Source organism: Shimazuella soli, assembly GCF_022511585.1.
GTDB classification, from domain to species: Bacteria; Bacillota; Bacilli; order Thermoactinomycetales; family Thermoactinomycetaceae; genus Shimazuella; species Shimazuella soli.
The window spans coordinates 1-20,682 of sequence record NZ_JAKWBN010000011.1; the positions used below are offsets into that span (position 1 = coordinate 1).

21 protein-coding genes and 1 pseudogene are annotated in these 20,682 nt (G+C 42.7%); 12 read left to right on the forward strand and 10 right to left on the reverse strand.

The features are described from left to right. Positions 1-91: IS3 family transposase (locus MK805_RS16300; RefSeq protein WP_240877046.1), on the forward strand; the 91-nt coding region annotated here is incomplete at its 5' end. 145 nt (positions 92-236) lie between these two features. On the opposite strand, the gene MK805_RS16305 is transcribed toward MK805_RS16300, so the two are convergent. Then, positions 237-815, reverse strand: a complete 579-nt coding sequence (locus MK805_RS16305) for a hypothetical protein (protein ID WP_240876980.1) — start codon at positions 813-815, stop codon at positions 237-239. Positions 816-1,030: 215 nt separating this feature from the next. Here MK805_RS16305 and MK805_RS16310 point away from each other — a divergent pair, with 215 nt between their 5' ends. From MK805_RS16310 to MK805_RS16320, 3 genes are all read left to right on the forward strand, one after another. Continuing rightward, a complete protein-coding gene (locus MK805_RS16310; RefSeq protein ID WP_240876981.1) occupies positions 1,031-1,834 on the forward strand; it encodes a hypothetical protein in 804 nt (267 codons plus the stop codon). A 30-nt stretch (positions 1,835-1,864) separates the two neighbouring features. Continuing rightward, the gene (locus MK805_RS16315; RefSeq protein ID WP_240876982.1) at positions 1,865-2,635 is read left to right on the forward strand and encodes a sporulation protein; all 771 of its coding nucleotides are present in this window, start codon (positions 1,865-1,867) and stop codon (positions 2,633-2,635) included. An 84-nt stretch (positions 2,636-2,719) separates the two neighbouring features. Beyond that, entirely contained in the window at positions 2,720-2,992 is a 273-nt protein-coding gene (locus MK805_RS16320; protein ID WP_240876983.1) for a hypothetical protein, read from the forward strand. A 27-nt stretch (positions 2,993-3,019) separates the two neighbouring features. Here MK805_RS16320 and MK805_RS16325 read toward each other — a convergent pair whose 3' ends face one another. After that, entirely contained in the window at positions 3,020-3,820 is an 801-nt protein-coding gene (locus MK805_RS16325) for a PIG-L family deacetylase (protein WP_240876984.1), read from the reverse strand. A 281-nt stretch (positions 3,821-4,101) separates the two neighbouring features. Here MK805_RS16325 and MK805_RS16330 point away from each other — a divergent pair, with 281 nt between their 5' ends. The 3 genes from MK805_RS16330 to MK805_RS16340 are packed head-to-tail and all read left to right on the forward strand — an operon-like array spanning position 4,102 to position 9,353. Then, positions 4,102-6,429 (forward strand): 3-hydroxyacyl-CoA dehydrogenase/enoyl-CoA hydratase family protein, encoded by a 2,328-nt coding sequence (locus tag MK805_RS16330; protein ID WP_240876985.1) that lies wholly within the window; start codon positions 4,102-4,104, stop codon positions 6,427-6,429. 12 nt (positions 6,430-6,441) lie between these two features. Continuing rightward, on the forward strand, positions 6,442-7,620 hold the full coding sequence (locus MK805_RS16335) for an acetyl-CoA C-acyltransferase (RefSeq protein WP_240876986.1): 1,179 nt from the start codon (positions 6,442-6,444) through the stop codon (positions 7,618-7,620). 11 nt (positions 7,621-7,631) lie between these two features. Then, complete coding sequence (locus tag MK805_RS16340; protein WP_240876987.1) at positions 7,632-9,353, forward strand: acyl-CoA dehydrogenase family protein; 1,722 nt, start codon at positions 7,632-7,634, stop codon at positions 9,351-9,353. Between the two features lie 267 nt (positions 9,354-9,620). On the opposite strand, the gene MK805_RS17920 is transcribed toward MK805_RS16340, so the two are convergent. Continuing rightward, positions 9,621-9,746 carry a hypothetical protein gene (locus MK805_RS17920; RefSeq protein ID WP_255724723.1) on the reverse strand — a complete coding sequence of 42 codons (126 nt, stop codon included), beginning with the start codon at positions 9,744-9,746 and terminating at the stop codon, positions 9,621-9,623. Positions 9,747-10,095: 349 nt separating this feature from the next. Continuing rightward, the gene (locus MK805_RS16345) at positions 10,096-10,326 is read right to left on the reverse strand and encodes a hypothetical protein (RefSeq protein ID WP_240876988.1); all 231 of its coding nucleotides are present in this window, start codon (positions 10,324-10,326) and stop codon (positions 10,096-10,098) included. Positions 10,327-10,353: 27 nt separating this feature from the next. Between MK805_RS16345 and MK805_RS16350 the strand changes: the two are divergent. Both MK805_RS16350 and MK805_RS16355 read left to right on the forward strand, forming a co-directional pair. Further along, positions 10,354-10,494: pseudogene (locus MK805_RS16350) on the forward strand (acyl-CoA dehydrogenase family protein); the annotation flags it as partial. A gap of 17 nt (positions 10,495-10,511) precedes the next feature. Continuing rightward, positions 10,512-10,805, forward strand: a complete 294-nt coding sequence (locus MK805_RS16355) for a hypothetical protein (RefSeq protein ID WP_240877048.1) — start codon at positions 10,512-10,514, stop codon at positions 10,803-10,805. 305 nt (positions 10,806-11,110) lie between these two features. Here the strand turns inward: MK805_RS16355 and MK805_RS16360 are convergent, their stop codons facing one another. Beyond that, positions 11,111-12,241 (reverse strand): SMP-30/gluconolactonase/LRE family protein, encoded by a 1,131-nt coding sequence (locus MK805_RS16360; RefSeq protein ID WP_240876989.1) that lies wholly within the window; start codon positions 12,239-12,241, stop codon positions 11,111-11,113. Positions 12,242-12,961: 720 nt separating this feature from the next. After that, positions 12,962-14,062 carry a GerAB/ArcD/ProY family transporter gene (locus MK805_RS16365; protein ID WP_240876990.1) on the reverse strand — a complete coding sequence of 367 codons (1,101 nt, stop codon included), beginning with the start codon at positions 14,060-14,062 and terminating at the stop codon, positions 12,962-12,964. A gap of 111 nt (positions 14,063-14,173) precedes the next feature. Between MK805_RS16365 and MK805_RS16370 the strand changes: the two genes are divergently transcribed. Further along, positions 14,174-15,190, forward strand: coding sequence for a P1 family peptidase (locus MK805_RS16370; RefSeq protein ID WP_240876991.1), 1,017 nt, complete (start codon positions 14,174-14,176; stop codon positions 15,188-15,190). A 50-nt stretch (positions 15,191-15,240) separates the two neighbouring features. Here MK805_RS16370 and MK805_RS16375 read toward each other — a convergent pair whose 3' ends face one another. Continuing rightward, positions 15,241-15,492 carry a hypothetical protein gene (locus MK805_RS16375; RefSeq protein ID WP_240876992.1) on the reverse strand — a complete coding sequence of 84 codons (252 nt, stop codon included), beginning with the start codon at positions 15,490-15,492 and terminating at the stop codon, positions 15,241-15,243. Between the two features lie 857 nt (positions 15,493-16,349). Then, the gene (locus tag MK805_RS16380; protein ID WP_240876993.1) at positions 16,350-17,693 is read right to left on the reverse strand and encodes a helix-turn-helix domain-containing protein; all 1,344 of its coding nucleotides are present in this window, start codon (positions 17,691-17,693) and stop codon (positions 16,350-16,352) included. A 169-nt stretch (positions 17,694-17,862) separates the two neighbouring features. Here MK805_RS16380 and MK805_RS16385 point away from each other — a divergent pair, with 169 nt between their 5' ends. Both MK805_RS16385 and MK805_RS16390 read left to right on the forward strand, forming a co-directional pair. Beyond that, the gene (locus MK805_RS16385) at positions 17,863-18,162 is read left to right on the forward strand and encodes a hypothetical protein (protein ID WP_240876994.1); all 300 of its coding nucleotides are present in this window, start codon (positions 17,863-17,865) and stop codon (positions 18,160-18,162) included. A gap of 107 nt (positions 18,163-18,269) precedes the next feature. Next, complete coding sequence (locus tag MK805_RS16390) at positions 18,270-19,121, forward strand: trypsin-like serine peptidase (RefSeq protein ID WP_240876995.1); 852 nt, start codon at positions 18,270-18,272, stop codon at positions 19,119-19,121. Between the two features lie 170 nt (positions 19,122-19,291). Here MK805_RS16390 and MK805_RS16395 read toward each other — a convergent pair whose 3' ends face one another. Together MK805_RS16395 and MK805_RS16400 are read right to left on the reverse strand one after the other, a co-directional pair. Further along, positions 19,292-19,588, reverse strand: coding sequence for a hypothetical protein (locus tag MK805_RS16395; RefSeq protein WP_240876996.1), 297 nt, complete (start codon positions 19,586-19,588; stop codon positions 19,292-19,294). A gap of 245 nt (positions 19,589-19,833) precedes the next feature. Then, entirely contained in the window at positions 19,834-20,661 is an 828-nt protein-coding gene (locus MK805_RS16400) for a hypothetical protein (protein ID WP_240876997.1), read from the reverse strand. Positions 20,662-20,682 lie beyond the last annotated feature (21 nt).

Sequence of the window (20,682 nt, forward strand, 5' to 3'; positions counted from 1 at the left end):
CTACTACTACAACAACAAACGGATAAAACAAAAACTGGCTGGTATGAGCCCTGTTCAATACAGGATTCATTCCAACCAGCTTGCGGCTTAATTTTTAGTTCAACTTTTGGGGTTCAGTACACTTCTGAGTCATACAGAAGTGGGGCTTATCTATGTCAACAAATTATATTCGTGCTCCGGCTCCAGCGGGGCGACAGCTCAGGTGAGCTGTCATCCCTGCTGGAACCGAAGTCGCCTCAGGCGGCGTACGTCCCGGGGTGTTCCCGCACGTACTTCGCCCAGGTCTCCCAGACACTCCCGTTGATGGGGAACTGAACCGTCGTGGCCAGTTCCTCCTTGAAGTAGGCGACGGCCGCTTCGGCCATCAGCTTGGTGACCGGAACGTCGATGCTGAGCGCGTTCCCGGAGACGACCGCCTCCCAGATCGGAGCCTCGGCCTCCATCAGTGCGGCCTCGTACTGATCCGCGGGGATCGAGGCGGGGTCTTCGAGTTCGAAGCCGAGGACGTCGTCGATCGACTTCCCGAGCTCCAGCTCGTCGAGGACCGGGAGGTTGTGGAGCATCCGCTTGACGTTCCGGACCAACTCCCAGTAGTTCCTCTTGGCGCAGTCGATCTGAACGTTGATGAAGGCCTCCTTGTTGGAGGAGTCCATGCTGGTGTTCTTCGGCAGTGTGCCGGTGAGGCGCATCTCGCCGATCACGACCTTGCACCGCTTGGTGCCCGGGATCCATCGCTTGATGCCCGAGACCCATTCGATGTGGATGGTCGCCTCGATGGCGGGCTTGACGGGCTGGCAGGCGTTGGTGGCGGCCATGTTCGGTTCCTCCATCAGGGTAGAGTGACAGTATCTTTATTATACGAAAATAAAATAAATTTGAATAGATATGATACGTTAAAAGAAAAAACAATGTCAGCAAGAATTTATCTGCATGACCATACGAACTTATGTATTTTTTGTGCCAAAAAACAGGATTATTTACATCGAATAGAAGGACTTTCCTAACTAAAAAGAGAAGCAAGTTGATAACGATGAAAAGAAAGAAAGGTGCAGATGTGAATCAAGAACATGAGTACGGAATATCATCATTCCTATCAGCTCCCTCCTCTTTTCAAGAGAATGAAATTTGTCAAAAAATCTCGTTTCGACTTGTACATACGATCAAACAACGGAGGCAATTTGCGATCTCGATCTTGGAGATTTATGTCACTGAGCCGATGTTTACTGATTTAATTCAAGATGTCTACCCAGACTCAGACCTTTTTTTACTCAAGATGAACGCTGATATATTTATGACTTGGAATAAAAGCGCTATCGTACAGATTATCTCTCATCACCGAGATGGTATTCCAGATAAGTTTGATATTATTATCATCTCTCCAAATTGCCAGTTTCAGCGAGAGATGCCAGCATTGTTTCAGTTTAGCGGAGCGCTTCTGGAAGAAAGTGGGATAGTAGCAACGACGTTTTTTGGTCCCCATACCTTTATGGAACTACATAATTGTTTGAGTTGGATTGATGATTCAGAAATGGGAAATTATCCTCCTGCCCAGTTTAACCCAAGAACCTATTGGGAAAAACGATTAGAGCAAGATGGACTTCATTTGGAGGATGTGCAAGAGGTTCAATTCCGCAAGACTTATCACAATAGCCAAGGAGTATTTCAAATGGCCGCTTTATTCGGCTATTTTCATGCGATGGAACAAAAATTAGCAGATGACAATAATCATCTGTTACATAATTGGATGAAAGCATATGACCAAGGATTTCGCACCAAAGATGGAAATGTCTATACAACTTATCATCTCATTGATCTTATTGGGCGTTTTCTCTGATACAATAGGGTCAGGAGGGTGATATCAGCCATGTTGAAAAAGTTTCTAGCATCGATTGGATTTGGAGCTGCAAAAGTAAACTTACAACTGGATCAAGAAGTTATGACCATGGGACAGCCCATCACTGGAACCATTTTAGTTGTGGGTGGAGAAACCGAGCAAGTGACAGAAGGGCTAAAGGTCTCTCTTCATCTTACTTCCCGCTACACAAGAGGTGAGCATGAACATCATGTGCATGAAAAAGTAGCGACGATCCCGATCACCAATGAAAAACTTATTTTGGGCCCAGGTGCGCGTTATGAATATCCTTTTCATTTTGTGTGTCCAGATGGATTGCCAGTCAGCTCAGTCTGTACCCACTATTATTTTGAAACAGATTTAGATATTGATCAGGCGATAGATGCCAAAGATCGTGATTATATTGATATTTTACCATCAGGTATACTCAAAAACTTTTTAGATGCTTTTCATTCTTTAGGATTTCAGCATTATGCAGAAGGATATACAGGAAGAAGAGACGCTACGCAAATTATTCAATTTCGACCCACGACTTGGTTGCGTGGGAAATATGATGAGATCGTGTTTTCTTATGCTACAGAGCTTGCCAGTTCACAAATTACTGGTTGGTTTGAATTAGATAAAAAGACCCGTGGTTTGATGGGGGCGCTTGCTGACGAATTAGATTTGGATGAGAAAAAAGGTCGTTATACGTTCTATTCAAGTGACCTTGCTTCTGTAGAACGTGCTGCGGAAACCATCCAACAGTTTATTATCCAACATTCGGAAGGTTTGTATGGTTAATAAAGTAAAATAATTCTTTATTGAATACATCGCCCGCATCGAATAAACTTTTTATACGATAATGATGCGAAGCGAGGGAAATAGATGGCAAAGCCGATTAAAAAAGGAAAGTCTCGATATTCGAGTGGTTTTAACGGAAAGCAAATAGGAGGATTTATCATCGGGATTCTCTTTTTTGCAGCAGTTGCTTTTGGCATATACTGGTTGTATCACAATTATAGTGCTTCCGGCAGCGGGGGCAGTAGTGTAGCCATGCCCATTCAAAAATTTATAAAGGATCAAGGCTTACAATCTTCTGGATTGTTGATCTTAGCAATTGGTGGAGTGCTGTTTGCATTTATCTTTAATAAAAAATAACCAGAGAGTAAAAACTCTGGTTATTTTTTATTTTTTGGTCAATACCGAATATTTGTGAGCATAGAAAGATTTGAATTGTTCGCTAACGCTGATATAACCACATGCATACCATCCATTTTCAGGGTCCCAACGGTTATAGGTGTTAATGGAGGAATCAAGGTAATAATTATCAGTGGGATTGACTAATTTGATATGAGGTCCCTTAATTTTCTTTTTGGCGAATCGGGACATGTAGACAGATGCAAAAGTTCTTTTCTTTTTGATCTTCCCTTGTTTGTAAAGCTCATTGAGTACTTTTCCTGTCAGGGAGTGCTCAGGAAGAGTATCCATTTCGCTCATTCCATTATGCATCACGTTATTGGATAGACTCTCAAAGTATAATGCTACTGATCTTACTAAGTTCATTTTATATCCATTTTTACTAGGGCCATATACATCTCGGTGTTTTTCATCTATGCCTAATGCTTCAGCCGAAAATAAAAATTCCCGTACCCGTGATCTTCCTAATTCTTCATGGGTAATTTTTTTCGGTGCTGCCATTTTATTTAACTTTCCTAAAATGGCGGAGCCTTCGCCATGTGTGAACAGTACCAAGAATACAATCTTGCCTGCATCTAAATCATTTCGAATTGGTACACCATACGTCAAAATTTCGTCGTCTGGATGGGGGACATAGTAAACTGAGATGGGTTTGTTTCTCAGTGATTCTTCTGGAATGCGAAGTTTGGTCAAACCGTATGCTTTAATATCTTCTTTTTTGTGGAGTTTTCCATCAGATATGCTTATCGCATTTACTCCATAACCCATTTCAAAAAAACTATAGATCACATAACATCCTAGAAAAAACGAACATAGTAAGAAAAAACGAAATATCCACTTACCCATCATACATTCCCCTTAAGCATAATGATTCCGTATGTGCAATATTTATATAGAAAGGAGAGAGAACTTATTTTAAGATTAACATTTATTGTTAAAATGTTAATAGATAACTCTTTAAAAAATATTGACTATTTTTAAATGTAGCGAAATAATAAAGTGATGTAGCTATTTTCTCCCTATCCCGAACGGTTTTGTTTCAGACGGATTAACGAAAAGGAGCTATGAAAATGCTAGAGATAAAACAGGTAGCAGTATTGGGTGCTGGTGTGATGGGTCGTGCGATCGCCGCCCATTTTGCTAATGCAGGTTTTGTCACCTATTTGTTCGATCGGGTCCCAGAAAACGAGCAGAATCGAAATATTCTAGCAGAAAAAGCCAAAGAATCTCTTCTTCGAGAAAAGCCCGTTCCCCTTTTTTCTTCAACGATAGCTTCATCTATTCAAACTGGAAATTTCCAAGATGACTTTCACAAGTTAGCAGAAGTAGATTGGATAATTGAAGCGGTTGTAGAGGATGAAACGATCAAACAGCAGTTACTTGCAAAAGTGGAACAAGTCTGGAATGGGAAATCTATTATAAGTTCCAATACTTCAGGTATATCCGTCAATAAAATCATATACGATCGAAAGGTATCTTTTCAACAACATTTTTTAGGAACACACTTTTTTAATCCCCCCAGATACATGAAGCTTCTTGAACTGATCCCAACCAAACACACACTTCCTTCTATCACCAATGCAGTCCAAAAATTTGCCGAAGAACGCCTAGGTAAAGGTGTTGTTATCGGGCGCGATACACCTAATTTTATTGCCAATCGGATTGGTACCTATGGAATTCAAGTGATCTTCCAGGCGATGGAACAATGGCCTTTTTCTCCTGAGATTGTGGATGAATTAACAGGACCTCTCTTAGGCAGACCCAAAAGTGCTACTTTTCGGACACTCGATCTGGTCGGCTTAGATACTTATGCTCATGTTGTCAAAAATGTTCGTGATCAGTCGCAAGATGAAGAGGAGCGAAATGCATTTCAAATTCCTGTTGTTATACAAAAGTTAATAAGGGAAGGTTCATTAGGCGAGAAGACAAAGCAAGGATTTTATCGTAAACAAAATAATTCGATTCAAGCACTCGATCTCGATACATGGCAGTACAAAGATCGAAAAAAAGCAAATTTCCCAGAACTAGCGCAGATCAAAAAGGAAAAGAATTTAGGCATTCGACTGCAAGCCCTTTTTCAACTGAAGCCTGATATCGGAAAGTTCCTCTGGTATATCACGAAAAAGACGCTGCTGTACACTGCAACCTATGCCCCTGTCATTTCTCATCATCTCATCGATGTAGACCGGGCGATGAAATGGGGATTTAACTGGGATGTTGGTCCGTTTGAGCTTTGGGATCAGCTGGGTTTGGCTGCCACAGTAGAGCGAATGAAACAAGAAGGAGAAACAATTCCTGCTTGGGTTGAACAACTCATTGCGGATGGGAAAACATCCTTTTATCAGTCTGATCAATTCATCGATCTCGATGGTTCCCATCAACCGATTGTAGAGCATCCAAAAATAATTCCGATTCATCCTGCCTCTCAGGTGTTAATCAAAGGAAACCAAGGTGCAAGTCTTATCGATATCGGAGATGATGTAGCCTGTTACTTATTTCATTCTCCTAAACAAGCGATTGGCAATGACGCTTTGGAGATGCTTGACTATGCTGTCACAGAAGTAGCTGCTAATTACCGTGGACTTGTCATTACAGGCAGCGGGACCAATTTTTCAGTTGGAGCCAATCTTTTGATGATGTTGATGTTTGTCGAAGATGAAGATTATGATGCGATTGACCTCATGATTCGCCGGTTCCAAAAAACGTTAGGGTCTCTGCGCACTTGCCCTCGTCCAGTAGTCGCAGCGCCTTTTGGGCTGACACTTGGTGGCGGAGTGGAGATGTGTTTACCTGCCGACCGTATTCAAGCTTCAGCAGAGACTTATATGGGTTTGGTAGAAGTAGGCGTTGGATTGATTCCAGCAGGGGGAGGCTGCAAAGAATTTCTGCTGCGTATTCATGAGCAGACCAATGGAGCAAATGCAAGAGCGATAGAACCGTTTGTCTATCAAGCATTTCAAACAATCGGGCAGGCAAAGGTGTCTACAAGTGCTTTAGATGCAAAAAGCTATACCTATTTACGTCCGTTTGACGCGATTACGATGAACCGTGACTTCTTGCTGCATGATGCCAAAGAAGCAGTACTCGCATTAGATCGAGCTAATTATCAAGTACCCCAGACGAAGAAAATCCCCGTTTTAGGCAGTAATGGTGCCAATACGATGAAACTAGGAGCTTATCAATTTTGGAAGTCAGGCTATATCTCAGAGCATGATTATAAAATTGCTTCTAAACTTGCATATGTTTTAGCTGGCGGAGAAGTTCCAGAAGATACATTGGTTGATTCTGCTTATTTGCTCGATTTAGAAAGAGAGGCTTTCCTGAGTTTGATTGGAGAACCGAAAACACAAGCTCGAATGGCTCATATGTTGCGTACGGGAAAACCGCTTCGCAATTGAGGAGGGAAAAGTATGCGGGAAGCAGTAATCGTGGCAGCAAAACGTTCTGCGGTTGGAAAGGCATCAAGAGGGGCTCTGCGCCATACAAGACCAGATGATTTTGGAGCATTGGTGTTACAAGGATTGCTCAAGCAATATCCTCAGATAGACCCAAAAGAAATCGATGACATCATCATTGGCTGCGCATTTCCTGAAGGAGAACAAGGGATGAATTTCGCTCGAACAGTCAGCTTACGAGCAGGCTTACCGGTGGAAATCCCTGCGATGACGATCAATCGTTACTGTTCTTCCGGGCTGCAATCGATTGCGTTAGCATCTGAGCGAATCATGTGTGGATTTGCGGAGATGATCATCGCAGGTGGGATAGAGAGCATGAGCATGGTGCCGATGGGAGGTTCCCGTCCTTCGCCTAACCCATACTTGATGGTGAATTATCCCGAAACCTATCTATCGATGGGACATACAGCAGAAGAAGTAGCGAGGCGTTACCAGATAAGCCGTCAGAGTCAGGATCAATTTGCCTTGGGCAGCCACCAAAAAGCAGCAAAAGCACAGCATGAAGGAAAGTTTACAGAAGAGATAATTCCTATAGAAGTGACAGAGTGGAAAGAATCAGAAGATGGTGCTCCTGTGAAAAGCAGGCGTCTCTTTAGCGAAGATGAAGGAATAAGGCTTGATACATCTCTGGAAGCATTGGCAAAACTGCGCCCAGCATTCCAAGTAAACGGGACAGTAACAGCAGGGAATTCCTCACAAACAAGTGATGGAGCGGCAGCAGTTATCGTTATGAGCCGTGAAAAAGCGGAAGAATTAGGACTGAAGCCATTGGCTGTTTTTCGAGGATTTACAGTAGCGGGTGTAGAGCCGGAAGTGATGGGCATAGGTCCGGTTCGAGCGATTCCAAAGCTGTTAAAACAATCAGGAGTAACCTTAGAGCAAATTGACCGCATCGAGCTGAACGAGGCATTTGCTTCACAGTCTGTGGCAATTATCCAAGAGTTGAACTTAGATGAAAGCAAAGTAAATGTGAATGGTGGAGCAATTGCCTTAGGGCATCCCTTGGGTTGTACAGGAACGAAGTTAACGGTATCTATTTTACATGAACTTATTCGGGAGAAGAAAAAGTATGGAATCGTGACGATGTGTATCGGCGGCGGTATGGGTGCAGCTGGATTATTTGAACGTGTGTAGGAGGGAAAAACATGGGTAAAGGTGGCTCTTTTCTCGTTACAGAAACGCTGCCTGCTGATGTATTTACACCGGAAGATTTTACAGCAGAGCAAAAAATGATGGCAAAAATGACAGAGGAGTTTGTCAAGGAGCAAGTTTGGCCAGTGCTTGCTGAGATAGAGGAACACCAATTTTCGCATACTGTCCGTCTGCTCAAAGAAGCAGGGGAATTAGGCTTACTAGGTGCTGATGTACCAGAGGAGTTTGACGGGCTTGGGCTGGATAAGATCAGTTCTACCTTGATCACAGAAAAAATGGCACTATCCCGGTCATTTGCACTCTCTCATGGTGCTCATGTAGGAATTGGAACACTGCCCATCGTGTTCTTTGGCACAAAAGCTCAAAAGCAAAAATACTTACCTGACTTAGCAAGCGGAAAAAAACTAGCGGCATATGCCTTGACAGAACCAGGTTCAGGATCAGATGCACTTGGGGCAAAGACAACAGCTGTCTTAAATCAAGCAGGAACCCATTACCTATTAAATGGAGAAAAACAGTGGATTACCAACTCTGCTTTTGCTGATCTGTTTATTGTTTACGCCAAAGTAGATGGCGATAAATTTACCGCCTTTATTGTGGAACGAGATTTTCCCGGGGTCTCCACAGGGGTGGAAGAGAAGAAGATGGGTATCAAAGGTTCTTCCACCCGGACTTTAATCTTGCAAGATGCTCAGATACCTGTTGAAAATGTGCTTGGTGAGATCGGCAAGGGTCACCGGATCGCTTTTAATATCTTAAATTTAGGGCGGTTTAAGCTGGCTGCGGGGACACTCGGTTCAGCGAAACGAGCGATAGAAATTTCGAAGGAATATGCTCTAGAACGGAAACAATTTGGCGTACCTATCGCTACATTTGCTTTGATTCGAGAGAAATTAGCAAACATGCAGATCCAGACGTATGCCTTAGAGAGTATGGTATATCGAATCGCTGGGCTGTTTGAACAGGGATTGAGTACGATCGAACAGTCCGATGGGCAAGAAGTTGCCAAGTCGATTCACGAATGGGCGATTGAGTGTTCTCTAGCAAAAGTTTTCGGTTCGGAGACACTGGATTTTGTCGTCGATGAAGGGGTTCAAATTCACGGTGGATATGGCTTTATGCAGGAGTATGAGATTGAAAACATGTATCGCGACTCGCGAATCAATCGGATATTTGAAGGAACAAATGAGATCAATCGGCTGTTGATCCCCGGAACCCTATTAAAGAGAGCATTATCCGGCGAGCTTCCCTTGATGGCAGCAGTTGCTGATCTGACAAAAGAGATCATGAATTATACTCCCAGCTTGGAACAGGAATCGGATAATCTTTCAGTAATAGAAAAAATCGTTCAAAACAGCAAAAAGAGTTTCCTGCTCACAGCAGGTACAGCAGTAGATAAATATCGGGAAAAAATCGATCAAGAGCAGGAAGTCTTACGAGACTTAGCGGATATCGTTACTCTGTTGTTTGCCTTAGAGAGTGCATTCCTTCGAACAAAGAAACATCCTGATACATCCAAAGAAGAGATGACTTTAGCATTGGCTTTTGACACCAAAGAGAAGATTGACCGGGCAGCTAGACACGCATTATCTGCTATTTTTACAGGAGATGAACTGACGACTCACTTAGCGATCTTGAGGAGATACAATCGAGTGAAACCAATCAATGAAGTGGTTTTAAAACGTTTGATTACAGAGCGATTGTTGAAGACTTAGGTATATAAACACCTTTTAATAAAGTGGAAATTTTTTATTTGCAATATTTAAAGGATTGGAGTAAAATGAATTTAAGCTATACCCAACCTATTAAAGGGAAAAAATCTCCTCCCTCCTATTCCTCCAAAATGATTAACATTTTGTTCGATGGAAGGCTGTGAGGGGATAGGATCACATGCAGCCAGCTGTGATCCACCGCATATAAAGCGCATAGACTTTCCTATACAAAAAGCCACTCCTCGATGGAGTGGCTTTTCCATTTCCTTTTTAGTATACATAAGGTCTGAATAATGCTTTTCCACATTCTCCAACATTTACTTTGAATACAACTTGTTTATCATTGGAACCACTTGCAAAGAAGTCTTGGTTGGTGATCAAGACGTTCGTTCCCATGAAAGCGACGTTTGCAGGTGTGGAGTATGGCACTTCTTGTAGTTGGTTTTCCGCTGCAGGAAGATTGTTGAAGATATAGATTTAGAATAGTTTTTTAAAAAAACTATTTTGACTTGAAATATTAAAGAAATTGGTGTATTATGAATCTAAGTTGTCATTCTCTTAAAGGAGTTCACAACTAAATAGCTTTCCCCCTTCAATTCCAAAGTGTCCTAGCAGGCATTTTGTTGACGCGAAGACTGGGGAGAGAGGGTCGCATGCAACCAGCTGCGATCCACCCGTATATAAAGTGTATAGACTTTCACATAAGAAAAGCCACTCCTCATGGAGTGGCTTTTGGATTTCATCTTTAGTATACATAAGGACGGAATAATGCTTTTCCACATTCTCCAACGTTCACTTTAAATACAACTTGTTTATCATTGGGACCACTTGCAAAGAAGTCTTGGTTGGTGATCAAGACGTTCGTTCCCATGAAAGCGACGTTTGCAGGTGTGGAGTATGGTACTTCCTGCAGTTGGTTTTCCGCTGGAGTAGCTGGGGTGCGAGTGATTTCTTCTCCATCTGGCGAGAGTACCAACAAAGCACCTGGCAGAGCTAAAGATACATGGATAAGATCAGTTCTACTTTGATCACAGAAAAAATGGCACTATCCCGGTCATTTGCACTCTCTCATGGTGCTCATGTAGGAATCGGAACACTGCCCATCGTGTTCTTTGGAACAAAAGCTCAAAAGCAAAAATACTTACTTTTTTGTTCGAAGGAATGCACTCTTCTTTTGACACCAAAGAGAAGATGGACCAGTCAGCTAGACATGCATTATCTGCTATTTTTACAGGAGATGAGCTGACGACTCATTTAGTGATCTTGAGGAGATACAATCGAGTGAAACCAATCAACGAGGTGAAAATGAAACGTTCAATTGCGGAGAATTTATTAAGTATAACAACACTGAACATAAAGTTAAAAACCTTTAAAATTGAAAAGTTTTTGTTAATGAGTATGATTATTCCTCCCAGTATTGACAATACAAAAGAAGAAGGGATATATTTATCTTAGACTTGAGCTCGAGAATAATCGACAAAATAAGTAAAATAAGTAAAATAAGTAAAACGAAGCCGGCCTGTATTCTTATGCTCAACAACTGAACAGTTCTTCTAACAGTTTCTCCCCTCTGATGATACCTTCCTCCGAGGTGCCTAACGTGGCATTTTGTTCGACTGAAGGATAAAACGAGCGGAGCGGACGAACCTTTAGGGAGAACGGGTCACGGTAGCCTTAGTTGCTGTGACCACCCATATATAAAGTGCTTCACTTTCCTATACAAAAAGCCACTCCATGAGGAGTGGCTTTTCATTTCACTTTTATTTTACATAAGGACGGAATAATGCTTTTCCACATTCCCCGACGTTTACTTTGAATAAAACTTGTTTATCGTTGGGACCATCTGCAAAGAAGTCTTGGTTTGTAATCAAAACGTTGGTTCCAGTAAAAGCGACGTTGGCAGGTAAGGAATATGGAACTGCTTGCTGTTGGTTTTCTTCTGGGGTTGCTGGTGTACGGGTGATTTCCTGACCATCTGGCGAAAGAACTAGAAGAGCACCTGGTAAAGCCAAAGATACATACAAGTTACCAGATTGGCCAATCGCAAATCCATCTGGACCTTCCCCGTCTTGTTGTGCTTCCCAGATCAATTTCTTCGTTCCAGGGCTGCCATCGTTATTGACAGGAAGTTTGTAAATGCGCCCTCTTCCGCTGAAAATTTGATTTGGATCGGTCACATGATAAAGAGAAACAGCAAGCACAAGGGTTTTTCCATTATCAGCGAAGCGGATACCATTGGCTCCAAAGACAGAGTCTAAGTCAGGATCAGTATACCAAACTTTTGCTTCTCCCCCGCCATTTGGAACTTTCCAAATTAGAGCTTGCTGGATGTCGGTGACATATAGGGTGCCGTCTGGAGCAAATACTAGGTCGTCCGCGTAAGAAGCACGATCTTCAGATTCTGCGGAACAGTCCCCAGCAGGCTGTCCATCGACACATGGTTTTACTTCATGGAAAGTAGCATACGTAGACTGCTCCCCTGTTTTTGGATTCAAACGGATGATCCGAGATGGATGACGGTCTAGAATGTATAGGTTGCCTTGTTTATCTAAAGCCATTCCGAGGATGCCCTGTGCACTTGAAGCTTGTCCCTGGATGACATAATCTTTCTTGAGGTTTCCGTTTTTATCATAAGCGAACACATGGGAAGGTGCATTAGCAGGATTTGTACCACTTTGGTGAGTTCCTACATAGATGGTATTCTCGTCTGATACCACAACCCCTTCTGGAAATCCGGGAGCTGGTACTTTTGCGAAAACTTCTGTTTTTAATGTTGTAGCTGCCTGAACCGGAGCTGCCGCCGTAGACAAAAGAAGGATAGCGATAATGAAAACAGTCAAAGCAATTCCTAAAATAGATCGATGATTCGCCCGATTTATTTCGAAATTCACCAGTATCACCCTTTACAGATGTTTTGGATTAGTAATATTTGGAAATTTAGCATAGAGGGACTGTTTAGAAAATAAGAGATCGTCTAAGAAATAAATTCTTAAGCAATTATTTGTAGATTCGCTATATACGCATCCCTCCCCCTTTGTAGAATAATAACTCTATTATAATAGAGAATGAAGAAAATTGTTATAGTTGAAATTTTAATTATTTGTATATATTTATCTATTTTTAGTATGAATTTGATTTGTGTTAGAAATAAAAAGGTTTAAGGGGATATGGAAGAAGTAGAAAGGTTACTAAAAGTAAAGATAAGATCCTTATAGCGGGGATTTTTTGAAAATACCTTCATTTATTTATAAGACATGTGTTATATTTTGCTCAAATAATTGATATAAAAAGATTGTTCTGGAAAACCGCGGGGTATAATCCAAGTTCAGAAAGGATGATAAAGATGGCTCTGATTACCACTGGAGAAGAATATAAACAACTTAAGAGAGACTTAGAAGAAAATCATTTTTTTACAGGAGGAAATAGAAGAGCTTCGATCGGAAGGCGTTGATGATATGGTACTTGATCGGGTTTTCCGTCGAAAAAAACATCAGCTGACTCAAATGGAACAGGATATTCAAGAATATGAGGATATCTTTAACGGTAATTTTGAGGAATAATTCAATAATGAAAACAACATCTGATTTTCATGGTGTTCTTTTCATTTAAGATCATGAAATAGAAACTTTCTTTTTTCTCCGAAAGACATCGATAATCAATAATGTTGGCAGAATCAAAACGACAAATAAAATAATAATACTGCTTTCAAAGGTAGCAAAATGAAACAGATCATTGATATTTTTAGGCAATCTGGTAACAAGATAAATAAGAGGTGCTAGACTAAAAATAAACAAGCTATTATCTTTTTTAAAAAGTTGGCTTAAACCTAAGGCAGCAAAGTAATAGCAGGAGACAAACGTTGTGAAAATTTGTATGATCCAAACAGCAAGCAGAAAGGTTTCAAATCGTTCGAATAAAATTCCAGGGTATTCAAACTCTCTCATCAAAGATACAGTTGGCCATGTTCGAATATTAGTTCCTTCTACACCTAAATTTCCTATTGTACAGATAATGGCCACCAGATAAACAATCACTGGGATTGTGATACCTATTATCGTAGTTTTCACTGCTTTATGTGGTTCTTTCATAAATGCTGTAATGATTAGCATAACTTCAAATCCTGTGAGGGATAAAAATGTTGCTTTTCCTCCTTTGATAACTGGCCAGATCTCTGAACCCATAACTGGGAGTAAATTATGAATATCAAAAGATTTTATGCTTAAAGCGAATACCAGAATCAAGACGATAATGGTAATAGGCAGCATAAGTTCGAAGAAGCGGGCTATGGGATTAATGCCGCCAGTAATGAGATAAGTTCCAAGACATATAAAAGGAATAATAGTAGCGAAAATAGGAGTTGCTGGCAGCAAAAATAACTTCGTTACTTCTGCCATTCCCCGAATTTCAAAACCAGCAGCCATAATGAAATAAGCAATCAGAATAAAATTTAGTATCCCGCCAGCCCACTTTCCAACGATCTCTTGACTGAATTCAAAAAAATTTTTCCTTGGGAATCGCTGACAAAGTTTTATCATAATAATACTGATGAGAATGACAAATAATCCTGAGAGAAGTAGGGAAATCCAACCATCTGGAGAATTCACAACTTCGCTCACACTTCTTGGCAAGATTAGAATTCCGACGCCAAGCATAAAAGAAGAGACAAAAACAGCTGCTTGATAAGCGGTGATCTGATCTTCTCTTTTCACCATGCAGGAACACACTTCCTTTCTATTTTATTGTCTACCAATATTTTCTCGATATACGATGTTTTGACTTTGTTTCGTGGGGTTTTATAAAGGAAAGTGCGTAGGAGAGGAAAAATGAACAAAGAAAACAACACACTTACTGCTTTAACAGGAGTAAAAGTAGGTCATGCAACACATTTGGATAAATTAACAGGCTGTACGGTCGTTACTTTTGACCGTGCTCTTCCTGTTGCCTATACGGCTTATGGCGGAGCATCGAGTACCTTTAATACGGATACCCTGCATCTTGGCAAATCATACTATCGTCGTCATGGGTTATTTGTTGCAGGAGGCTGTTTACCGGGATTGGCAAGTGCTTCTGCTATCATGGAAGGGATGATTGCTGATGGCATTGGCGACCTTACAGCAAATATCATCAACCCGAGCATCAGTGGCGCAATTGTCTATGACCTTGGAACGAGAATTGCCCAGTTTGACGGGAATTTTGGACGCGAAGCATATGACAATGTTACAGGCCAGCCTGTGCAAAATGGCAATGTCGGGGCGGGTACAGGTACGACCGTAGGGAAGTTTTATTATTTGGAGGATGGGACCAAGTTTCCAGCGATGAAGTCAGGGGTTGGGTCAGCGAGAGTGGATCTAGGTAATGGGGTGATAGTTTGTGCCTTGTCCGTCGTCAACCCAGTAGGCAACGTAGTGCTTCCAGATGGGAAAATTCTCGCGGGAAATAGGGGTGAGGATAAGCCTATTCTCGCTTATGAGGAAGTGAATGGTTTTGTGACATCCAATAGCATGAACACGACCATTTCTATCGTAGGGACCAACGCGGATTTACAGACACGCGAAAACTACGACCGAGTAGCACACCTCGCTTCTCATGGACATGTGAGGGCGATTTATCCGGTACATACTTCGCTTGATGGGGATACGATCTTTGTTTTCTCGACGGAGGAAGTGAAAATGACAGATGATAATCCAAACTGGCCGAGTATGGAAGTAGATCGAGTGGGAAATGCTGCGGCCAAGGCGGTGCAGGAGAGCATTTATGATGCTTGCAGGAAGGCGGAGTCAATCACGTTTGAGGGAGGATATCAGGGGATTGTTCCCAGTTGCAGTGATTTTTGTTGGTAGAGATTAGGGATAAGGGAAAGGTTATGTTTTGATTTTTATTGGAATTATGTTTATACTGAATATATTGGAGGACAACCCGTTCTCCCCTTAGTAGGAAAGGCCTTACTCATGTCCAACAGCAGTGCTCCGGTCGGACGCAACTCCGGGAGCATCAACGACGTCCCGAGTGTCACCACCGCGGCGAGCGTGACCACGGCGACTTCGATCACGGAGAACAGGCCGGTCGACGAGGGATCGGTTCTCGGCGCCTCGGTGAACAACTCCGCGTCGATCACCAGCACGTCGATCGTTCCGCCGAGCAAGAAGTAAGGGACCCCTTCCCTGCTGGGGCGTGCAGAGTACAGCAACACTGGGCTCTGCACGCCCACCCGAGAAATAAGCGATATAGCTTGAAATAAATGCGAAAACCATCCAATTCCTCTGATTTTAAGGGATTGGATGGTTTTGTTATTTCTTTTGGTTGTTTGTTTCGCGACAAGGGGACGGTTCTTTTTCGTATTATAATATATGCGACAAGGGGACGGTTCTTTTTGTCGCACAAAGAGAGTAGTAGATCAAGTGGATGTTATACGGTGGTATAGGAGAAATAAATTTTGAATTATCCCTCCAATTGGGTTTATACTAAATATACTGGAGAACGAACGATTCTCCCTGGATAGGAAGGAATCTTACTCTCATGAGCACTTCGACCAATGGGACGAGCGGCGGCTCGTCGGAGAAGGAGCCGGTGGTCTACCCCACACGTCCGAGAGTGGCCACGACGGCCGGCAAGACGGCAACGAGCAGTAAGGGACTCTTTCCCTACCGGGGCGTGCGGAGATCAAACAGGGCTCTGCACGCCCCCCGATAATAAGAGATCAAGTATACAATAAATGCAAAAACCATCCAATTTCTCTTTATCTTAGCTTATAGAGAATGGATGGTTTTGTTATTTCCTTTGGATTATATTTTCGATTAATACTATTACAATTGGAATTATTCTTATAGTTTGTCCAAGGGATAGTGAAATTTTTAACCGAAATATAAATTTGAAAGTTGTTGAAATGGTCATTGTGTTATTTGATTTCGATTTTCATATAAGTTCATTTTTTGCCCTATACCTTTATGATATGACTATAAATGGAATCACCAGAAGGCTTGTTTCCATAACAGCACACAGTTAATCCCCCCATCGGATTTTGGAATTGATCTGGAGTGATTTTTGTTGGTAGATCTCAAGACTAACTTTATCACCAAGCTGAAAATAACAATATCCGAGATTCGTTATTATTTCACGTTCCTTTTGAAGGTTTTCACTCACCGGTAAATACCTTTGTGCTTCTTCATAATATTTAATAGCTTGTCTATATTGCTGCTGCTCCACAAAACAATCCCCTAAACGAATTGAACATTCCATTAAATGCATTAAATCATTATTTCGTTTGCTAATAGCGATTGCTTGTTTTAATGTTTTTTCTGCCTCTAACCAATTTTTTTGTTTGATATATAGCTGACCTAGTTCTACATAAGCAAATACAAAATCATGCTCATGATCAACTCTTTTTCTTAACTCTAAGATTTCTAAATAACACTTTTTTGCTTCGTTTGTCCTGCCTAGATTACTGAGAATAATACCAAGGGTGGTGCGCAATAGCAATAACTGATCAAATTGTTTATTTTTTTGAGCGATAATAATTCCATTTTTCACATATCCAAAAGCTTTTTGATACAGTTGCAATTCATTATAGATAGAGGCATACATACTGTGCATTTGAATGATAATATCAACATGAATTACATATAATGCATCACAAATGCTAGAGTAACTATTTATCTCTTTCTCTAAATCCTGAATAGCTTCTAACGCTTTTTCTGGTTCATTCATCTTCTCTAAATAAATTCCTTTGTTTAATAAAAGATGAAATCGGTAATGTGCTCTCTCACCTTGCTTGTCTAAACGAGATAGCCCATCAATACTATAATGCAAAGCGTCTTCTATTTGGTTCTCGTAATAAGCAATTCTCCCAAGATCGTTCATACAAGCACTAAATAGGTTCGTACTAGCTAACGAGCGTTGTTGTTTTGTCCGCTCGACAACTTCTTTTAATAACGTTTTGGACTTCTGCCATTTTTTCTGTTCAAAAGCACACCGTCCCAGCAGAAAGGTATGTAAGGCGTAGAGATAGGTGTTTTTTGTGATGGAGTAGTTCTGTTTGATCTGCTCTAGTTTTTGCAAAGCCTCTATTGGATCAGTAGAGATCATGCCTTCTAGAGCGAGTAATTGTTCCATCACCGCTTGTTCTTGTTGCTCGGATTCTTCTAATACATTTAATAATGAGTGCTTGATTTTCAGTTTTTCTGCGAGATAGAGGTACATCGCCTCGGTGACAATGGGAAGGCCTCTTTCTGCATTGCTGATCGTTGATTTGGAGATTTGTTCATCTGCTAAGTCGTTGATGCGAAGTCCAAGTTCCATCCGTTTTTTCCGGAGGATCGGCCCGATCTTTTCTAGTGGTAACTGCATCTTTTACCCCTCTTCTTGGAATGTCCTAATGTTTTCCAAAACTTCTCCATCCATATTGAAAAAACCTCCTCGATCTGACTTAAATTCCTTGGAAAAGTAAGAAAAATATAATTATTGAAAATATTTACTATTCATTTTATGATTTTATAAAAAGAAGGGGGATGGATTTATGCTGCGTTTAACAGTAGAAGGGGAAGCAGAACAAGTGGATCAGTTATGGGAGCATTTGAGCAGGGATGCGTGTCTTCATCTTTGGGATGTATCGGAAATGGTAAAACCCAATTCCATTGATAAAAATAAGCTTTGTTTCTTGCAGTTTAAAGAAAAGAAGCAAACCTTATCCCGGGTTTGTATGACAACAGAGAAAGGGGAAGTCATTTCTTTTGATTTGTCCAATTGCCATATTCTTGAGTTGGAGACAGGAAAACAGTTGGTATTAGGCTATCACTATGATATTTTTCATTCTTAATATTTTCTTGTAAAGATAAAATACTTTATAAATTTGGAATTACAAAGTGGATTTTGATTCATTTTTGATAAAATAGGGTCAAGGTTAACTTCAACCGAGGAGTACTAGTGAAGAAGTTGTTTCGAATTCTGATCTTCTGGGTCTCGTTGATCGGCATCGGTGTGCTGCTTGGTCTTTTGATTAATCCTGCTAACCATGCCGGCACAACTTCACTGACGGCAAAGAAAGGAGAGCAGGAAGCAAGGATCAATCAAGCAATCGCAGCTCACAACAAGCCCGATGCTCGGACGAGGGTGGTAAATTCTCTTGAGTGGCCTTATCAGGCGGTCGTTCATCTCCTTGTCAAATACGAGGAAGAACGATGGTTCTCTTGCACAGGATTTAGCGTCGCCCCTAAAGTGGTGCTGACTGCCAGACACTGCTTGAAGAATCCCGAAGTCTGTCTTCAGAAGCTCAAACCGTGCAATGAGATGGCTCAACTCGTGGAAGTGGCACCTGCGGTCAATGGTCAGTACATGCCTTTTCAAATCCTGACTTCAACTCGATTCCAAGTGAGTGCGAGCGGTCAGGACTATGGGGTCATCTTTCTGCCCAACCTCATCCCTACTGCACACTTCAGCTTGAAGGAATTTCCCCATCATGCTGAGTCTGCCGATATGGTCACCGCGGGTTATCCCGGTGATAAAGATGCGTCCACCATGTGGGAAAGCAAGTACCACGACTTCGTTTATTTGAACAAGAAACTCGGAGTCATTTCTGGTGGAGTCTCTTTTCATGGGCAGTCTGGTTCACCGCTTTTCCAAGTTGAGGGAAGGCGGTTCGTGGCTGAGGGTATTCTTTGGGGAGGAACGGCCTGTGACGAGCATGGGGTTTGTCCTCAGGAGCGAGTGACTTACTTCGTCCCGTTCACGGACCGGGTTCTGAGGGAAATCAGGATGTGGATCGCTATGAGCGAGTGAACGTAGCTCGATCCCCACTAGTACTCCCCCAGCGGGCTGCACCTCACCAAGGTAGCAGTCCGCCGCCCGTTTTCGGACATTCTTATGCACTTAATTACAACAAAACCACCTATTAGGTGGCTATTTTTTTATCGGGTCGAGACAACTGGGTGCCGCCTCGACAGTTCGATTCAGTTTGAAAGATTTAGAGACTTTTCGTACGCATCTTTGGGGCTGGGGAGTGGTTCCCAAGCTGGTCGGTGAGACAGCGTGCATACTGTCCTGAACATTGCCAACCAAGCAATGGTAAAGGCTTTTTGCTTGTTGTGAATTTCTTGGAGTTGATCAAAGGTGAGGTTTAGACCTCGAATGGCTTTGACACCAGCTCCAAGAACCTTGTCTCTGACTTTTGTGAGATTGTGCTCGTCTAGTGCTGTTAGTTCACCTTGAAGGTTGCAACTAAGCCCCAGTAGATTCGCTAGATACATAGGGAGTCTCCATCTATGTGAGAACCTAACAGCTTTAGCTTATCAAATAACTATATGGAATCAAACTTATTTTATCTTAGCTTGATTTTTATGTTTCGAAAATTAAAACGACCGACGAACTGTACCTATAAGGGACAGCCCGTCGAGTGTACGGCTAGCCGGGTAGCTCCCGTACGGGTGTCCATCGTCACCATTCATGACTGAATGGTGACGATGGACTTTTTTGTTCTCCCGAACTCGGGGACTCAGGAGTCCGGCCGAGTGAACCAGCGCCAGTAGGGTTCGACCTCCAAGATCTGGAGGAGCCTCGCGTTCGTCCGCTCCCTCGGCTTGGTCGAGCTCAGCTCGACCGTGCGGGGGACGCCGGAGATGGTGCTCTCCAGCAGCTCACGCATGGATGCGAGCTTGTTCGGGTGGTCGAAGAAGAGCTCCCGAACAGCCAGTGTTACGAGCCAGCGGTACTGGTCGAACCAAGGATCGATGGTGTTCTCTTGGGGCGTACCGACACGCGTCTGGACGAGCGCATGAAGGACGGCCGTGTCGCAGTCGCTGAAGCTCGCGACGAGTGCGTCGAGCCGCTTCAACGACTCGGCGGAATGCACCGCAAGCTCCCCGTTGAGGTGCTCCTCGATCAGGGTTCGTGCTGAGCGTTCGTAGGAGCTGTTCAGCTGCTTGGAGCCGTTGCGGAAGAACTCCCACTTGTCCATCACCTCGATCTGAGGCGAGAGACGCTTAAGACCGTCGACGCTTGCAGGTGAAGTGCTGACGATGACGATCGGCCCACGGAAGTCCCGCTGGAGCAGCCAGACGCAGAATGCGAAGGTGTTCGTGACGTCGCAGAGCGGGGTGTTGTTCCACTGGGAGTTCCCCTGAACGACGACGGCCCGAACCGGGTACGTACCGTCACTGAAGACCTGCATGGCCTCCTCGATGTGATTCGCCATGTACAGGTAGGTGCCCTCGCCGGCCGCCTTCTTGTAGTAGGGCCAGAGGATGGGCATGTAGTCGACCCCGAGGATGATCTCCTCGTTCTCGGGCTGGGCGGTCTGGTTCTGGGGCATGGTCGTGTCCATGATGTCTCCCTTGAAGTTCGG